General features: G+C 61.0%; 17 protein-coding genes. 16 read left to right on the top strand and 1 reads right to left on the bottom strand.

Annotated features, from left to right (window positions below):
* Positions 1-209 precede the first annotated feature (209 nt).
* From fldB to BN1125_RS13365, 3 genes are all read left to right on the top strand, one after another.
* Positions 210-728: a flavodoxin FldB gene (fldB, locus tag BN1125_RS13375; RefSeq protein WP_042012816.1), complete on the top strand. Its 519-nt coding sequence runs from the start codon at positions 210-212 to the stop codon at positions 726-728.
* A 202-nt stretch (positions 729-930) separates the two neighbouring features.
* On the top strand, positions 931-2331 hold the full coding sequence (locus BN1125_RS13370; RefSeq protein ID WP_042012813.1) for a TldD/PmbA family protein: 1401 nt from the start codon (positions 931-933) through the stop codon (positions 2329-2331).
* Complete coding sequence (locus BN1125_RS13365) at positions 2331-3671, top strand: TldD/PmbA family protein (RefSeq protein WP_042012812.1); 1341 nt, start codon at positions 2331-2333, stop codon at positions 3669-3671. The genes BN1125_RS13370 and BN1125_RS13365 overlap by 1 nt, the downstream gene beginning before the upstream one ends.
* Before the next feature lie 84 nt (positions 3672-3755).
* Here the strand turns inward: BN1125_RS13365 and BN1125_RS13360 are convergent, their stop codons facing one another.
* On the bottom strand, positions 3756-4244 hold the full coding sequence (locus BN1125_RS13360; protein WP_042012811.1) for a zinc ribbon-containing protein: 489 nt from the start codon (positions 4242-4244) through the stop codon (positions 3756-3758).
* Positions 4245-4389: 145 nt separating this feature from the next.
* Here BN1125_RS13360 and leuS point away from each other — a divergent pair, with 145 nt between their 5' ends.
* The 13 genes from leuS (at position 4390) to lipB (ending at position 17803) form a co-directional block, all read left to right on the top strand.
* A complete protein-coding gene (gene leuS / locus BN1125_RS13355; protein ID WP_042012810.1) occupies positions 4390-6966 on the top strand; it encodes a leucine--tRNA ligase in 2577 nt (858 codons plus the stop codon).
* 83 nt (positions 6967-7049) lie between these two features.
* Positions 7050-7532 (top strand): LPS-assembly lipoprotein LptE, encoded by a 483-nt coding sequence (locus BN1125_RS13350; RefSeq protein ID WP_042012809.1) that lies wholly within the window; start codon positions 7050-7052, stop codon positions 7530-7532.
* Positions 7532-8569, top strand: coding sequence for a DNA polymerase III subunit delta (gene holA, locus BN1125_RS13345; protein ID WP_042012808.1), 1038 nt, complete (start codon positions 7532-7534; stop codon positions 8567-8569). Before BN1125_RS13350 ends, holA begins: the two co-directional genes overlap by 1 nt.
* Positions 8563-9213: a nicotinate-nucleotide adenylyltransferase gene (gene nadD, locus BN1125_RS13340; protein ID WP_042012807.1), complete on the top strand. Its 651-nt coding sequence runs from the start codon at positions 8563-8565 to the stop codon at positions 9211-9213. Before holA ends, nadD begins: the two co-directional genes overlap by 7 nt.
* A 103-nt stretch (positions 9214-9316) precedes the next feature.
* Positions 9317-9658 (top strand): ribosome silencing factor, encoded by a 342-nt coding sequence (gene rsfS / locus BN1125_RS13335; protein WP_042012806.1) that lies wholly within the window; start codon positions 9317-9319, stop codon positions 9656-9658.
* A gap of 21 nt (positions 9659-9679) precedes the next feature.
* Positions 9680-10147, top strand: a complete 468-nt coding sequence (gene rlmH / locus BN1125_RS13330) for a 23S rRNA (pseudouridine(1915)-N(3))-methyltransferase RlmH (protein WP_005298242.1) — start codon at positions 9680-9682, stop codon at positions 10145-10147.
* A gap of 49 nt (positions 10148-10196) precedes the next feature.
* A complete protein-coding gene (mrdA, locus tag BN1125_RS13325; RefSeq protein WP_042012805.1) occupies positions 10197-12119 on the top strand; it encodes a penicillin-binding protein 2 in 1923 nt (640 codons plus the stop codon).
* Positions 12112-13215: a rod shape-determining protein RodA gene (rodA, locus tag BN1125_RS13320; RefSeq protein ID WP_042012804.1), complete on the top strand. Its 1104-nt coding sequence runs from the start codon at positions 12112-12114 to the stop codon at positions 13213-13215. Before mrdA ends, rodA begins: the two co-directional genes overlap by 8 nt.
* Positions 13215-14213 (top strand): lytic murein transglycosylase B, encoded by a 999-nt coding sequence (mltB, locus tag BN1125_RS13315; RefSeq protein WP_042012803.1) that lies wholly within the window; start codon positions 13215-13217, stop codon positions 14211-14213. Before rodA ends, mltB begins: the two co-directional genes overlap by 1 nt.
* Positions 14155-15123, top strand: coding sequence for a septal ring lytic transglycosylase RlpA family protein (locus tag BN1125_RS13310; protein WP_042012802.1), 969 nt, complete (start codon positions 14155-14157; stop codon positions 15121-15123). Before mltB ends, BN1125_RS13310 begins: the two co-directional genes overlap by 59 nt.
* Positions 15124-15309: 186 nt before the next feature.
* Entirely contained in the window at positions 15310-16506 is a 1197-nt protein-coding gene (locus BN1125_RS13305; RefSeq protein WP_042012801.1) for a D-alanyl-D-alanine carboxypeptidase family protein, read from the top strand.
* A gap of 293 nt (positions 16507-16799) precedes the next feature.
* Positions 16800-17063, top strand: a complete 264-nt coding sequence (gene ybeD, locus BN1125_RS13300; RefSeq protein ID WP_042012800.1) for a DUF493 family protein YbeD — start codon at positions 16800-16802, stop codon at positions 17061-17063.
* Between the two features lie 62 nt (positions 17064-17125).
* Positions 17126-17803, top strand: coding sequence for a lipoyl(octanoyl) transferase LipB (gene lipB / locus BN1125_RS13295; RefSeq protein ID WP_042012798.1), 678 nt, complete (start codon positions 17126-17128; stop codon positions 17801-17803).
* The last annotated feature ends 25 nt before the right edge of the window (positions 17804-17828 follow it).

Raw genomic sequence — 17828 nt, 5'->3', positions numbered from 1 at the left:
GATGGCCCATTGTAGCGCGCCGGCTCGCCTCCCGCGCAAGCCCGCTTGCCCGCCAGCCACTATCTGAGGGCAGTGAAGGGGTCCCGGCAATCTGCTAGACTGGCCCCTCCCCTTACGTTACCCATCGTGTTGCCAACATGGCGCAGCCCACACGAGCATGCGAGAACGCGCCAACAGCAAGCGAGAAAGCGCCAACAGAGAGAAGAGCGATGAAGATTGGTCTGTTTTACGGTTCCACCACCTGCTACACCGAGATGGCAGCCGAGAAGATCCGCGCCCTCATCGGCCCCGAGCTGGTGGATATTCACAATATCAAGGATGTCTCCCTGCGCCGGATGGAGGATTACGAGATCCTGATCCTCGGCATCTCCACCTGGGATTTTGGCGAACGGCAGGAGGACTGGGAGTCCCGCTGGGAAGATATCGCCGACCTCCACCTGGAGGGACGCATCGTGGCCCTGTTTGGCCTCGGCGATCAGCTCGGTTATGGCGAATGGTTCCAGGATGCCCTCGGCATGCTGCACGATCAGCTGGTGCCAAAAGGGGTCAAGCTGGTGGGCTACTGGCCCAACGAAGGGTACGAATTTGATGCCTCCAGGGCACTGATCGACGATGGCCGTCACTTCGTCGGTCTGGCGCTGGACGATGCCAATCAATATGACCAGACCGATCCGCGCATCGAACAGTGGGTCGAGCAGATCCTGAGCGAAATCCACACCCTGCTCTGATCCTTCCCACGTTTTGGCAACACGGTCCTGAGCGCCTGGTCCTGGCCTCCGGGCGCAGTTATCGCACCGATTTTATCAATCGGTATCATCACGTGACCCTATAGCGACTTTTTTGTGCTGGTCTGCAACAATGGACTCGACATCCCATAACAATCAGAGCTGGATGTCGGAAGCAAACGGACAGACCAGAAAAGGATATTCTATGACTCCATTCTCCCTGTTGGCCCCAACCATCGCCCGCGACGTGCTCGATCACGCGCTGGCGCTGGGTGCCGATTTCGCCGAGCTGTTTGTCGAGCGCAAGCGCCGCAGCCAGCTCAGCCTGCTCTCCAGCCAGATAGAGAACATCAGCGGTGGCCTCGATTTCGGCATCGGCGTGCGCCTCTGCTACGGCCTCAAGGTACTCTACGGCTACACCAATCTGGCCAGCCGCGACGAGCTCTTGCGCATCGTCACCCTGCTGGCGGCCAAGGACAGGCGTGACCCCATGGTGACCGCCACCGCCTTCGATTTCACCCGTCTCACCGACCGCCATCCGGTCGCCCGGCCCCTGTCGGCGGACAAGCTGCTGGAGCAGAAGATCGCCTACCTGCACGTCATGGATGCGGCGGCCCGCGCCGAGAGCGACAAGGTGAGCCAGTTCTCCGGTAATGTGCTCGGCTGGGAGCAAGAGGTAGAGATCTTCAACAGTGAAGGGATGCAGGTCAGTGATCGTCGCCACTACAACCGCATCATGGCCCAGACCATCGCACTGGAAGGGAGTGAGCAGAGCGTGGGCTACGAGGCCCCCGGTGCCCTGATGGGCTGGGAGCATGCCGATCGCATAGATCCGCGGGAGCTGGCTCTCACCGCCACTCGGCAGGCGCTGGTGAAGCTGGGGGCAGCCCCCTGCCCGAGTGGCACCTTGCCGGTCATCATGGAAAGCGGCTTTGGCGGCGTCATCTTCCACGAGGCCTGCGGCCATCTGCTGGAGACCACCTCGGTCGCCAAGAAGGCCTCAGTATTCCACGACAAGATGGGCCAGCTCATCGCCAATCCGGCGGTCAGCGCCGTGGACGAGGGCTTGCAGAGCAACGCCTGGGGCTCCATCAACGTCGATGACGAAGGGATGGCGACCCAGCATACCCAGCTCATCAAGGACGGGGTACTGACCGGCTTTCTGGTGGACAGAATGGGCGCCCTCAAGACCGGTTATGCCCGCACCGGATCGGGGCGGCGCGAATCCTACAAGTACGCCCCCACCTCGCGCATGCGCAACACCTATATCGAGCCGGGCAACCACAGCCTCGACGAGATGCTGGCCACCGTCGAGCACGGCATCTACGCCAAGAAGATGGGGGGCGGCTCGGTACAGCCCGGCACCGGCGAGTTCAACTTCAACGTGCAGGAGGCCTACCTCATCGAGCATGGCAAGATCACCAAGCCGCTCAAGTCGGCCACCCTGATCGGCACCGGCCCGCAGGTGCTGAAAGAGATCTCCATGGTGGGTCGCAATCTGGCGCTGGCCGCCGGCATGTGCGGCTCGGTCTCGGGTTCGGTTCCCACTTCAGTCGGCCAACCGGCCCTCAAAGTGGACAACATTCTGGTAGGAGGGAACGCCTGATGAGCCAACTCGATATGAATCAACTGCTCGCCCGCCTGCTGGATAAAGTGGCCGATCTCGGTGCCGAGGCAGACATCATCGCCAATCAGGAGAGAGCCTTCTCCCTCAAGGCAGACAAGGGCGAGCTGGGGGAATACAAGGTCACCAGCAGCCAGCAACTCGGTATTCGCCTGATCAAGGATGGCCGGGTCGGCATCGCCTACTCGGAATCCCTCGATGAACCGGCGCTGGATGCCATGCTGCAAGATGCGCTCGATGCCAGCCGCTTTGCCAAGGTGGATGCTGATCAGCGCATCTCGGTGGCCAATAGCCGGATCACCACAGATTGTGCCGAGATCAACCAGCCCGATACCACGCCGGTTGAGGAGAAGATCGCCCTGGCCCTGCGCCTGGAATCGGACATGCTGGCCATGCCCGATGTGAGCGGCGCCCCCTACAACAGCTTCTTCGAAGGAGAGAGCCAGCTCTGGCTCGCCAACAGTCAGGGCTCCCTCTGCCAGCACGGCGAGTTCAGTGTCGGCTGCTACAGCTCGGCGCTGGTGGAACGGGATGGCCGCCAGTCGATCCACTCGCAGGGGCAGTATGGCCGCCGCTTCGACGAGCTGGATAGCCAGCGGCTCATCGAGCAGATCTACGCCATCGCTGATGGCCTGCTGCCCGGGACCGCGGTGCCGAGCGGTCGCTACAGCGTCATCTTCAGCACCAACTGCTTCGCCAGCCTGTTTGGCTGCTTTCAGGGTGTGCTGTCGGGCAAGTGGGCCCAGCAAGGGATCAACCCCTGGCGCAGCAAGGTCGGCCAAAGCGTGGCGTCACGCTGGCTCACTCTGGAGAGCCGGGTCACTATGCCGGGCGGCATGAACATCAAGGCATTTGATGGCGAAGGGGCGGCCACTTCGGATCTGTTGCTGATTGGCGAAGGGGAGCTGAAAACCCTGCTCCACAACAGCGCCACTGCCCGCCACTTTGGCGTCGCCAGCAACGGCTCAGCCGCCCGTGGTGCCCGCAGCGCCCTCGATGTGACCGCTCGCCATCTGGTGTTTGGCGCGGGCCCACATAGCGAAGCAGAGGTGCAGAGCGGCGACTATCTGGAGCTGGTGAAACTCGATGGCCTGCACTCGGGGGCCGATGCGGTGAGCGGCGACTTCTCCTTTGGCGCGTCAGGGTTCCTCTGTCGCGATGGAGTTCGCCTGCAGCCGGTGCGCGGCATCACGGTAGCAGGCAACTTCTACCGCCTGCTGGGTGAGCTGGAAGCGGTCGGCGACACCTTGCATCACAACGACGGCAAGGGCTTCTTCGCCCCGCTGATCCGTTTTGGTGGTCTCTGTGTCGCGGGTAAGTAAACGCCCCGACGAAACCTGCAAGTAAGAAAAAGGCGCCTGATGGCGCCTTTTGGCTCGTTATCTCGTCCGCATTGATGGCATGACTCAGGGCGAGAGCGGCTCGCGGTGATACTCGGCGCCGCCGCACTCAGGACAGGTATCGAGCTGCTCGGGATGCAGCACGGTATGGCGCCAGCCGCACTGATCGCACACCATGACCCCGAGCCCCACCCAGTCACCCGCCTCATAGACCCCCTTGTGCTCCAGCTCGTCGGCCAGTTCGCGCCACTCCACCTGGGCGCGGTCGGTCACATCCACCAGCCAGGACCAGGCGGTATCTTTGAGGGCCAGCATAAAGGCGGACTCCTCCACCTGCTCATCCTTGCGCCCCTCGTCATAGTTGCCCAGATCTCGTTTCACGTATTCGGCGATGAGCGCCAGCTCGTCCTGGGTCAGGTCACTGGCGGCCTCCAGATAGGCCTGTACCTTGGCGATCATCCGGTTGAGGCGCTCCCCCTGGAACTGTTCGGTCTCCTGCCACTGTTTTTGCAGCTCGGCAATGAAGGCTTCGTACCCTTTTTGACGTTTGTCCATGGCTGTTACTCCTCTACTAAACCCTGATCTGGCCCGGCTTAAGGCCCAAGGGACGCTGGCGGTTGTTGCCGCCGCAGGATATGGGTATTCTATTGCGATTTCCCAGCTGATTTATCTAATCATTTCACAGATCCGGATGTCACCCATGCAAGAGCAATACGTTCCCCAATCAATCGAACCAGCAGTGCAAAAGCACTGGGATGCCAAGAAAACCTTCAAGGCCGTGGAAAAGGTAGACAAGGAGAAGTTCTACTGCCTGTCCATGTTCCCCTATCCGTCTGGTCGACTACACATGGGGCACGTTCGTAACTACACCATAGGTGATGTGATCTCCCGTTATCAACGCCTTAATGGCAAGAACGTGCTGCAACCCATAGGTTGGGATGCATTCGGTCTGCCGGCCGAGAACGCCGCCGTCAAAAACAACACGGCACCGGCGCCCTGGACCTACGAAAACATCGAATACATGAAAAACCAGCTCAAGATGCTGGGTCTGGGTTATGACTGGGATCGCGAGCTGGCCACCTGCAAGCCGGACTACTACCGCTGGGAGCAGTGGTTCTTCACCAAGCTCTACGAGAAGGGACTGGTCTACAAGAAGACCTCCTCCGTCAACTGGTGCCCGAACGACATGACGGTGCTGGCCAACGAGCAGGTTGTCGACAACTGCTGCTGGCGCTGCGATACCCCGGTGGAGCAGAAAGAGATCCCCCAGTGGTTCATCAAGATCACCGACTACGCCGAAGAGCTGCTCAGCGACATCGACAATCTGGAAGGCTGGCCAGAGATGGTCAAGACCATGCAGCGCAACTGGATTGGCCGCTCCGAAGGGGTCAACATCAGCTTCAATATCGAGGGTCAGACTGATCATCTGGAGGTCTACACCACCCGTCCGGACACCTTCATGGGCGTTACCTATGTCGGTATCGCCGCCGGTCACCCGCTGGCGCTGCAAGCGGCCCAGAACAATCCTGAGCTGGCCGCCTTTATTGAAGAGTGCAAGAACACCAAGGTAGCCGAAGCGGAACTGGCCACCATGGAGAAGAAAGGCATGGCCACCGGCCTCTATGCCATTCATCCGCTGGATGGCCGCAAGGTGCCGGTCTGGGTCGCCAACTTCGTGCTGATGAACTACGGCACCGGCGCCGTGATGGCGGTTCCGGGGCACGATCAGCGTGACTTCGAATTCGCCACCAAATATGGCCTCGACATCAAGGCGGTGATCAAGCCGGTTGATGGCGACGTCGACGTGAGCGCAGCGGCTTACACCGAGAAGGGTGTGCTGTTCAACTCCGGCGAGTTCGACGGTCTCGACTTCCAGGGCGCTTTTGACGCCATCGCCAACAAGCTGGAAACCCTCGGCCACGGCAAGCGTACCGTCAACTTCCGTCTGCGCGACTGGGGCGTCTCCCGCCAGCGTTACTGGGGTGCCCCCATCCCGATGCTGACTCTGGCTGACGGCACTGTTGTCCCGACGCCGGAAGATCAACTGCCGGTACTGCTGCCGGAAGATGTGGTGATGGACGGTATCCAGAGCCCGATCAAGGCCGACGCAGAGTGGGCCAAGACCACTTACAACGGCCAGGAAGCGTTCCGGGAAACTGACACTTTTGACACCTTTATGGAGTCCTCCTGGTACTACGCCCGCTACTGCTCACCTGACTACGACAAGGGCATGCTGGATCCGGCTGCTGCCAACCACTGGCTGCCGGTGGATCAGTACATCGGCGGCATCGAGCACGCCTGTATGCACCTGCTCTACGCCCGCTTCTTCCACAAGCTGTTGCGTGACGCGGGTCTGGTCAACAGCGACGAGCCGTTCAAGCGCCTGCTCTGCCAGGGCATGGTGCTGGCTGACGCCTTCTACTACAAGGACGAGAAGGGCGGCAACGTCTGGGTCAGCCCGACCGACGTCAAGGTTGAGCGTGACGAGAAGGGTCGCATCACCAAGGCGGTGGACAACGAGGGCCGCGAAGTCATCCACTCCGGCATGACCAAGATGTCCAAGTCCAAGAACAACGGCATCGACCCGCAGCTGATGGTCGAGCGTTACGGCGCCGATACCGTCCGTCTGTTCATGATGTTCGCCTCTCCGGCCGAGATGACCCTGGAGTGGTCCGACTCCGGCGTAGAGGGTGCCCAGCGCTTCCTGCGCCGCCTGTGGCGTCTGACATTCGAGCACGTCTCTGCGGGTGCCGTTCCGGCACTGGATGTGGCAGCCCTCACCAGCGAACAGAAAGCCGTTCGCCGCGAGCTGCACAAGACCATCGCCAAGGTGAGCGATGACGTGGGTCGCCGTCAGACCTTCAACACCGCCATCGCCGCCATCATGGAGCTGATGAATAATCTGGCCAAGCTCGGCTCCGACGAGCAGGACCGCGCCCTGATGCAGGAAGCGCTGGAAGCCGTGGTGGTCATGCTCTACCCCATCACCCCGCACATCGGCTTCGAGCTGTGGAAGATGCTGGGCAAGGGCGACGACATCGATCACGCTGCCTGGCCAGTGGCCGACGAAGCGGCCATGGTCGAGACCGAGAAGCTGGTGGTAGTGCAGATCAACGGCAAGATGCGTGGCAAGCTGACCGTGCCGGCCGAGATCAGCCAGGCCGATGTCGAGAAGCTGGCGATGGCCGATGCCTCCGTACAGAAGTTCACCGACGGTCTGACCGTGCGCAAGGTGATCTATGTGCCGGGCAAACTGCTCAACATCGTTGCCAACTGATCGTTGCCAAGTGGTGACGGTATACGGATGATAACGGCGGGCCCTGCGCCCGCCGCTTTCCCTTCATGCAAAGAGGATTTTCTATGGGCACCATCTTCACCCGCTGGATGGCCATCGTGCTGGCTGGTCTGCTGCTGCAAGGCTGCGGCTTTCACATGCGCGGCAACGGCATTCCGAGCGAGCTGATGACCATGAAGGTCGTGGGCGACAACAAGAGCGACTTCTACCGGATGGTTACCACCCGTCTGAAGGCCTCTGGCGTGACCCTGGCCGACAAGGAGGGCATTCCGGTGCTCACTCTGGGCGGCGTAGGCAGCACCAGCCAGGTCGCCTCGGTCAACGCGCTGGGGACGGACACCGAATATGTGCTAGGTTTTGGTACCCAGTTCACCATCTCGGTACCGGGCAAGCCGACTCAGGTCTTCCCCATCGACTTCAACCGCAGCTTCCTCAACAAGCCGGATGCAGCGCTCGCCTCCTCCCGTGAGCAGGAGCAGCTCAACCGCGAAATGCAGGAGCAGGCGGCCAATCAGGTGATCCGGCAGTTGAGTCAGGTCAGCTTCTGATGCGGATTTACCCTGAGCAATTTGGTGACCACCTCAAAGCAGGGCTTCGGCCCTGCTATCTCGTTTTTGGTGACGAGCCCCTGCTGCGACTGGAGGCCATCGATGCCATCCGTCAGGTCGCCCGCAAGCAGGGTTTCGATGAGCGCCACACCTTCGTGGTGGAACAGGGTCTGGACTGGAATCAGGTCTACGATGCCAGTCAGGCCATGAGCCTCTTCTCCGCCCGTCAGATCATCGAGCTGGATCTGCCCGCCAAGGTAGACAGGGATCTGGCCGCCCGCATCAGCGAAATCGGCAAGCAGCTTCATCCCGACCTGCTGCTGGTGCTGAGCGGTGGTCGCCTAAACCAGACCCAGATGAAGGCAGCCTGGTTCGACAAGCTCTACCAGATTGGCACCTATGTGCCGGTCAACCACCCCGAGCCAAAGTTCTTCCCGCGCTGGATGAGCGCCCGCTTTGCGCGTTTCGGCCTCAAGGCGCTGCCAGATGCAGTCAACTTCATGTGCCACTCCTATGAGGGCAACCTGCTGGCCGCCAGTCAGGAGATCGAAAAGCTGACCCTGCTCTCGCCACCCCAGCCCATCAGCGTCACCTATCTGCAGGAGACCATCATCCGCCACGCCCACTTCACCCCGTTCCAGCTGGTCGATACCCTGCTGGAGGGCAAGGTGAACCGGGCCCAGCGGATCCTGGCCGCCCTGCGGGCCGAAGGTACCGAGCCGGGGATGCTGGCCTGGGTCCTCTGCCGCGAGCTGGAGCAGCTCACCGAGCTGTCGCTGGCGATGCGCAACGGCCAGCCGCTGGGTGAGCACTTCAGCCGCCTGCGCATCTGGCAGAGCCGCCAGCAGCTCATTCAGCAGGCGCTGACCCGACTGCCGTTTGCCAAGTTGCAGCGACTGTGGCAGCTGATGGCCCAGCTGGACGATGCCCAGCGCCGCTTCGATACCGAGCAGGCGTGGCTGATGTTGCAGACCATCGCCCTCGGCTTTCGTGATGGCACCCCGCTGCCGCTGGTGATGGAGAGCAGCCCGTGCTGAAGGCGCCTGTCGGTTTGCTTGGCGGCACCTTCGACCCCATCCATATCGGGCATCTGCGCCCGGCCATCGAGGCACGCGATGCCCTCGGGCTGGCCGAGATGCGGCTGATCCCGAACCATATCCCGCCCCACCGCGCCAATCCGTTCTGCTCGAGCGAGCAGCGCCTCGCCATGGTCAAACTGGCGGCGGCAGAGAATCACCACTTTGTGGTGGATGAGCGGGAGCTGCGACGAGACAAGCCCTCTTACACCATCGATACCCTGATCGAGCTGCGTCGTGAACTGCCCGATACGCCGCTCTGTTTTCTGATGGGAATGGACTCCCTGCTGAGCCTGCCAAGCTGGCACCGCTGGCAGGAGCTGCTCGACCATGCCCATCTGGTGGTGAGCGTGCGGCCGGGCTGGCAACCGGATTATACGGCCGGGGTGGCGCAGCTGCTGGCGCGCCATCACACCACAGATACCAACGCGCTGCATCAGCGTCTGGCCGGTCATATCTGGCTGGCGGACAACCAGCCCATCGAACTGTCAGCCACCCGACTGCGAGCCTTGCTGGATGAGGGGCAAGACACCCGCTACCTCTTGCCCGAGTCGGTTGCGCACTATATTGATCAACAGGGGCTCTACCGCGCCAACCGCCGCTAGCCCCTGTCGTAATCCCGCCCCACCCGATGGGAAACGGGAGTGACCATGATATAATCCGCCGCCCTGACGCAAACGCTGTGCGCCGGAATACAGGAGAGACTCATTGCAAGGCCAAGAACTGCATGCCTTTATCATCGACAAGATCGATGACATGAAAGGCCGCGACATCATCACCCTCGATGTTCGCGGCAAATCCAGCATCACTGACACCATGATCGTCTGCTCCGGCAACTCCAGTCGTCACGTCAGCGCCATTGCCCATCATCTGGCCAGCGAGGCCCGCCACGCGGGTCTGGATCTGCTGAGCGTGGAAGGACAACTGAGCGGCGAGTGGGTACTGGTAGATATGGGCTCGGTGATCGTGCACGTGATGCAGGATGAGTACCGTGACTTCTACCAACTGGAAAAACTGTGGAGCGGTGCCGCTCAGATGAACACGCAATAACGAGAGCAGCAACGTAGCAAGATGAAGATTCAGTTGATTGCGGTGGGCACCAAGATGCCAGCCTGGGTAGAGCATGGCTTCGAAGAGTATCGTCGCCGCTTCCCCAAAGACATGCCGTTTGAACTCGTCGAGATCGGCGCAGGCAAACGGGGCAAAAATGCCGACATTCCCCGCATCCTGCAGAAGGAGGGGGAAGCCATGCTGGCGGCTGCGGGGCGCTCGCGCATCGTCACCCTCGATATTCCGGGCAAACCCTGGACCACGGAGCAACTCGCCGTACAACTGGAAGCGTGGAAACTCGATGGCCGCGATGTGGCCCTGCTGGTGGGTGGGCCGGAAGGCCTGTCACCGGAGTGCAAGGCGGCCGCCGAGCAGAGCTGGTCGCTGTCGCCGCTCACCCTGCCCCACCCGCTGGTGCGGGTACTGGTGGCCGAGAGCCTCTATCGCGCCTGGAGCATAACGACCAATCACCCTTATCACAGAGAGTGAACCATGCCGTTCCTGCTGTTATTGCCCCCCAAAAATCCGAGGTAAAGGCATGCTGAAACAACGCATCGAGATGCGCGATCACAGTGCCGAGGGCAATCTGTTCTTCCGGCGCACCCTGGTAGCCTACATAGGTATCGTGGTACTGATGCTGGTGCTGTTGGGTAATCTCTACTACCTGCAGGTTGAGTCTTACGACGCCTACCAGACCCGTTCCAACTCCAACCGCATCCGGGTGGTGCCGGTGGCGCCACCACGGGGTCTCATCTACGACACCAACGGCGTGCTGCTGGCGGAGAACCGCCCGGTCTACAGTCTGGAAATCGTCCAGGAAGAGACCAGGGATCTTGAAAAAACCGCCGACCAGCTGATCGCTCTGCTGGGGCTGCCGGAAGGCACTAAAGAGAAGTTCCTGACCGAGGTGAAGCGCCAGCGTCGCTTCAAGCCGGTCCCCCTCTACGAGAAGCTGACCGAATATCAGGTGGCTCTCTTCTCGGTCAACCAGCATAACTATCCGGGCGCCAGTATCGAGGCCTACCTCAAGCGCTACTACCCGTTTGGCGATACCCTGACCCATGCGCTTGGCTACGTGGCCAAGATCAACACCCGCGACGTGGAGCGTCTCGAAAAAGATGACAAGCTCGCCAACTACGCGGCTACCAAGGATATTGGCAAGCAGGGGGTGGAGAAGTACTACGAGGACGAGCTGCACGGCGTGGCCGGCTATCAGGAGGTTGAGGTCAACAACCGCGGCCGGATTGTCCGCACCCTCAAGTTCCAGCCCCCCGTTCCAGGCAAGGATATCTATCTTAATATCGACGTCAGGATGCAGCTCAAGGCCCAGCAACTGCTGGCCGGTCAGCGCGGTGCCATCGTGATGATGGACCCGAGAACCGGTGCCATCCTGGCCCTGGAGTCAAGCCCCAGCTACGACCCCAACCTGTTCGTGACCGGTATCTCCAGCGCCAACTACTCGGCGCTGCTCAACGATCCGGCGCGGCCGCTGGTAAACCGCACCACTCAGGGCATTTATGCCCCTGCCTCCACCGTCAAGCCCATGATGTCCATCATGGGTCTCAACGAGGGGGCCATTACCCCGGGCTACCGCTATTTCGGCGGCCCGAGCTTCTCCATTCCCGGTACCACCAAGAAGTTCCGCGACTGGCGCCGCTGGGGACACGGCTGGCTCGATGTCTATCGCGCCATCGAGGTCTCGGCAGATACCTACTTCTACGATCTCGCCTATCGGGTCGGCATCGACAAGATCCACAGCTACATGACCAAGTTTGGCTTCGGTCAATACACCGGGGTCGACCTCTATGAAGAGACCAAGGGAGTCATGCCGTCCCGTGACTGGAAGATGGCCCGCTGGCGCCAGCCCTGGTATCAGGGCGACACCATCTCGGTCGGCATTGGTCAGGGCTACTGGAGCGCGACACCTCTCCAGCTGGCCAAGGCGATCAGCATCCTGACCCAGAACGGCCACGACGTGACCCCGCACCTGCTCAAGAGCACCGCTTCGCAGGCGGGCGTGGTCGATGCTCCGGTCAATCCCAACATCGCCCTCCAGCTCAAAAACGACAGCTTCTGGAAAGTGGCACAGGATGGCATGTGGCGCGTCAACCATGGCAGTGAGGGTAGTGGCCGCAATGCCTTTGCCAAGGCCCTCTACTCCTCGGGCGGCAAATCGGGCACGGCTCAGGTGGTTGGGCTGAAAGAGAATCAGGTCTACAACATCAAAACCGTCAAGGCGGAACATCGAGATAACGCCCTGTTCGTTGCCTATGCCCCCTTTGAGGCACCCAAAGCGGTCGTCGCACTGGTACTGGAGAACTCCATTGGCGGTGGCGGTGGCAAGGCAGCAGCCCCTGTCGCACGCCAGATGCTGGACGCCTATCTGCTGCCTCCTGATCCGCAACTGCCACCGGCACCGGAAAAGCCGTCCCAACCGAGTGAGGTCGCCCCCCATGAGTAATTCAGCCCGCCAGCAGAGTATCTGGTACAAGCTGCATATCGACCTGCCCCTGCTGCTGGGACTGCTGGCCGTTGTTGCCCTCTCCATGGTGGTGCTCTACTCAGCGTCAGGCCAGGATATGGACTCCATCGTGCGCCAGCTGGTGCGCGGCGGCCTCGCCTTTGCCCTGATGATCGGCCTGGCCCAGCTCCCCCCTTCCCTCTACGCCCGCTGGTCGGTGCCGCTGTTCGCCGTGGTGGTGCTGATGCTGATTGCGGTGGACGTATTCGGCCACATCGGCAAGGGGGCCCAGCGTTGGCTTGATCTGGGCTTTATGAAGTTTCAGCCCTCCGAGGTGATGAAGCTCTCCATGCCGATCATGGTGGCCGCCTGGCTCAGTCGCCACTCGCTGCCCCCCAAGTTCAGACATGTGATGATCGCCCTCATCATGGTATTGCTGCCCACCCTGTTGATCGCCGCCCAGCCCGATCTTGGCACCTCCATCCTGGTGGCCGCCTCCGGCTTCTTCGTGATCTTCCTGGCGGGGCTCAGCTGGTGGCTGATCGGTCTGGCGGTGCTGCTGCTGCTCGCCTTTATGCCGGTGCTCTGGTTCTTCCTGATGCACGACTACCAGCGCCAGCGGGTGCTGATGCTGCTCGATCCGGAGAAAGACCCGCTCGGCCGCGGCTATCACATCATTCAGTCGAAAATTGCCATCGGCTCCGGCGGCGTCTTTGGCAAAGGCTGGCTGCAAGGGACCCAATCCCAGCTGGAGTTCCTGCCCGAGCGTCACACCGACTTCATCTTCGCGGTATTCAGTGAGGAGTTCGGTCTGGTGGGGGTTGCCCTGCTGCTGGTGCTCTACCTCTACGTCATTAGCCGCTGCCTGTTTATCTCGATGCAGGCCCAGAACAGCTTCGAGCGATTGCTGGGTGGCGCCATCACCCTCACCTTCTTTGTCTATGTGTTCGTTAACATGGGCATGGTGAGCGGCATCCTACCCGTGGTGGGGGTGCCCCTGCCGCTGGTGAGCTATGGCGGTACCTCCATGGTGACCCTGATGGCCGGATTCGGTATCCTGATGTCCATCCAGACTCATAGAAGACTGCTCGCCTGATGAGACGGATCGGATTCTCTCTTGCTCTTTTCGCCTCGATGGCTACTGCCGCGGTGGCGCCGGATCGGTTAGCCCTGCTCGCCAAACAGCAGCAGGTGCCACTGGCGGAGTTGCAGGCGGCAGTGGCCCGTGCCCAGTTGCGCCAGGAGGTGCTCGACACCATCAGTAAGCCGTGGGAGGCCAAACCCTGGCATCGCTACCGGCCGCTGTTCGTTACCCCGGATCGCATCCGTGACGGGCAGCAGTTCTGGCAGCAACATGCCGAGACGCTGGCTCGCGCCGAGCAGACCTATCGGGTGCCCGCCTCGCTCATCGTCGCCATCATAGGGGTAGAGACCTTCTACGGTCGCCAGATGGGCCGCCATCCGGTGCTCGATAGCCTCTACACCCTGGGGTTCCACTACCCCGAACGCAGCGACTTCTTTGCCAAGGAGTTTGCTCAGCTGGTGTTGCTGGCAAGGGAAGAGGGCTGGTCGCTGGAGCGCCTCAAGGGCTCCTATGCCGGCGCCATGGGGATAGGGCAGTTCATGCCCTCCAGCTACCGCCACTACGCGGTCGATTTTGACGGAGATGGCAAGCGGGACCTGTTTGCCAATCCGGTCGATGCCATCGGCAGCGTGGCTAACTATGTTGCCAGCCACCAGTGGCGCTGGGGGGAATCTGTGGTGGAACCGGCCCGGATCGGGCTGATGGCCGTTGAACCTCTGTTGAGATCTGAGCCCGAGCTCACACAACAGTGGTCAGAACTGGCGGCGGCAGGGATTGAGCTCGCCACGCCGCTGGCCCCACAGACGCCGGTCAAGTTACTGGCGTTTGCCCAAGCCGATGGACCGGAATACTGGGTCGCACGGCATAACTTTTACGTGATCACCCGTTACAATCGCAGCCCACTCTATGCGATGGCGGTGTATCAACTTAGCCAAGCCATTCAGGAAGCGTATGCATCTTCGTCACAAACTCCTCCCGCTCAGCCTGAGCTTGTTGCTGGCCGCCTGTAGCAGCCAGCCGGAACAGCGCCCCCCCGTCGAGCCGCCAGCACCGGTCAGCAAGCCGCCCGTTATCGAGATCCCGCAAGCCACCGGCGCTATTCCGCGTCCCGAGCCCCTGAGTGCCAGCGGCAACCGGGACTACTGGATCGGCAAACAGAAAAACGAGGTGTGGCGCGACATCAAACACTACAGCGAAGAGGGCTCCGCCAGCTGGCTGTCACCGGATCTGGATGGTCAGAAGACCGCCAACGGTGATGTGCTGGACAGCAAGTTGTTCAGCGCCGCCCACCGCAATCTGCCCATCCCGAGCTATGTGCGGGTCACCAATCTGGACAGCGGGCTGGAGACCATAGTGCGGGTCAACGATCGCGGCCCGTTCAACAGCCCACACCTGATCGACCTCTCCTATGCGGCGGCCAAGCAGCTGGAGATGGTCGATAGCGGCACAGCACGCGTTCGGCTGGAGCTGATCAACGACACCCCGGACCAGAGGGTGATCATGGAACCGATGAAGCCCATCGAGATGACCCCAACCACCCCGGCAGCAACGGCCTCCAGCTCCGTGGCGCAAGATGGCTTCCAGGGTGAACCGGCCGAGTTGGCGAGGGCGACCCCCGCCGCCGAACCGGCCCCCGTCAAGGCTCCTGCGGCCAAACCAGCCAAAGCGGCAGCGGCCAAGGCCGCCGCGCCCGCCAGCGGGGGTGATGGCAAGATGATCCAGGTACTGGCCAGCGGCTCCCGGGAGCGGGCCGAGGCGATGGGTAAGGTGATGAGCCAGCGTTACGGCGTGCCCTACCGGATTGAAGCCCACGGCGCCATTTTCCGGGTGCTGATTGGCCCGGTCGCCGCCGACCAGCAGGCAAGTGTGCTGGAAAAAGTACGTCAGGGCGGACTGGAGCAGGCCTTTATCGTCCCCTGATCGCCCCCTTTTGCCGCGGGTGTGACTAACCACTTACTCACTGTCGTCACGTCGTTTTATGGCGTGATGACAGGGAGTGATGGATAAAAAACCAGTTCTGATCGCCATGTCGGACTATAACCTGCGGACGCATCTGGTATAGTTATGCCCGCATTTTATCCCCATCTGGCTTGCAGGAATTTCAAGATGTCCAAATTTGCCCGTTCAGTTCTTCTGGCCTCGCTGATCAGCGTCACCGCTCAGGCCAATACGCCGGTGCCGACCCCCACGCCGAACGCCAGCCCCATGGTCGTCCCCGCCGCGCCGGAGATCTCCGCCAAGGCTCACATCCTGATCGACTATTACTCCGGTCAGGTGCTGGCCGAGCAGAACGCCGACGAACGTCTGCCTCCTGCCAGTCTGACCAAGATGATGACCTCCTACATCGTTGGCGACGAGCTGCACAAGGGGAACATCAAGAGCACCGACATGGTGACCATCAGTCAGAACGCCTGGTCCAAGAACTACTCCGACTCCTCCAAGATGTTCATCGAGGTGGGCAAGCAGGTCTCCGTCGACGATCTCAACAAGGGCATCATCATCCAGTCCGGCAACGATGCCTGCGTCGCCATGGCCGAACATCTTGCCGGCAGTACCGACTCCTTCGCCAGCCTGATGAATGCCTGGGCCGCCAAGCTCGGCATGAAGGATTCCCAGTTCAAGAACCCCCACGGTCTGGATGAAGAGGGCCACTACAGTACTGCCCGCGATATGGCCCGCCTGGGCCAGGCACTGATCCATGATCAGCCGGATGAGTACAAGATCTACTCCCAGAAATCCTTCGTCTTCAACGGTATCACCCAGCACAACCGCAACCGTCTGCTGTGGGATCAATCCCTGCAAGTGGATGGCATCAAGACCGGCCACGTCAGCCAGGTCGGCTATAACCTGGTCTCCTCGGCGACCAACAACGAAGGCATGCGTCTGATTGCCGTGGTGCTGGGCGCCAACAGCGAAGGCTCACGTGCCGCCGAGAGCAAGAAGCTGCTGACCTACGGTTTCCGCTTCTTCCAGAGCCTGACCCCGTACAAAGCCGGCACCGAACTGGTTACCCAGAAGATCTGGATGGGCGACAAGCCGGAAGTGAAACTGGGTGTCGACCAGGATGTCTCCGTGCTGGTCACCCGCGGTCAGGGCAACAACCTTAAGGCGGACTTCCAGCTCGACAGCGAGCTGAAAGCACCGTTGGCCAAGGGTCAACGGGTCGGTACCGTGTTCCTGAAACAGGGCGACAAAGAGATCAAGCAGGTGCCGCTGGTTGCCCTGGAAGAGGTGCAGGAAGGTGGCTTGATGAGCCGTCTGTGGGACTATCTGGTACTGCTGGTCACCAGCTGGTTCAAATAATCCACAGCACCATTCTCACCAAACAGCGGCGCCAACAGGCGCCGCTGCTGTCTGGGCCGTGCCAAAGCAGTGAATATCCCTGTAAACTGCAGGTTCCGCCTTACCCCGATTTGTGGTAAAAAGCAGCACTTCCATCCTTGTCTGACCGATCCTGGCCTTGATCCCGGTCTGGGCCGTGCCCATATATAGCTATGAGCCGTACCCAGATAGACTTGAAATGGCGGCCCCAAGGGCCATCGGCCACTAGCCATCCAAGATGAAGTCATCATGCTGATGACGAATAAGGTGAGTAAATGAATACCAAGTTTGATGAACTGCTGGAGTTTCCCTGCAAATTCCCGTTCAAGGTGCTCGGCGTTGCCGACCCGACCCTGCCGGAAATGGTGGTTGAAGTGCTGCAAAAACACGCCCCCGGCACCTATAGCCCAACCGTCCAGCCCAGCTCCAAGGGCAACTACCACTCGGTTCGCGTCACCGTGACTGCCCAGAGCAAAGAGCACATCGAAGCGATGTACCACGCCCTTGGCAAGATCGAGCTGGTGAAATACGTACTGTAATTTCTCTCTCGCCCCGTTCTGCGGGGCGACTGTTTTTGGCCACAGCACGCCGTGAGGACGCCATGTCATCCCAGATCCCCACCCGGTCCAGTCTGATAGTCAGGCAGCTGGGTCGCCGCCCCTACCAGCCGGTATGGGACGCCATGAAAGCCTTCACCGACAACCGCACCAGCGACACCCCGGACGAGTTCTGGGTGGTCGAGCACGATCCCGTCTACACCCAGGGCCAGGCGGGCAAGGCTGAACACCTGCTTAATCCGGGCAATATCCCGGTGGTGCAGAGCGATCGCGGTGGTCAGGTGACCTATCACGGTCCGGGCCAGCTGGTGCTCTACGTACTGGTGGATGTTCGCCGCTGCAAATTCTCGGTGCGCGAGCTGGTGACCGCGCTGGAGACAGCCATCATCAATACCTTGGCCAACAGCGATATTCAGGCCTATGCCAAGGCGGATGCCCCCGGGGTCTATGTGAAAAATGACCTTGGCATGGAGGCCAAACTGGCCTCGCTCGGGCTGCGCATCCGCAAGGGGTGCTCGTTCCACGGGCTGGCCCTCAACGTCAACATGGACATGACCCCCTTCCTGCACATCAACCCGTGCGGCTATGCGGGCATGGTCATGACCCAGACCTGCGCGTTGGGCGGCCCGCAGAGCGTGGCCGAGGCGCAAGCCATGCTGGTGGCCGAACTGGCCCGTCTGATTGGCTACCAAACGATCATCAATACCGAAGAAACCGCATGAGCAAGCCCATGCCGGGCGCCCATGA

The sequence above is a fragment of the Aeromonas fluvialis genome (assembly GCF_000819885.1).
GTDB classification, from domain to species: Bacteria; Pseudomonadota; Gammaproteobacteria; order Enterobacterales; family Aeromonadaceae; genus Aeromonas; species Aeromonas fluvialis.
Note: the sequence above shows the minus strand (reverse complement) of the source record. Positions and strands in the feature narration are given on the sequence as shown.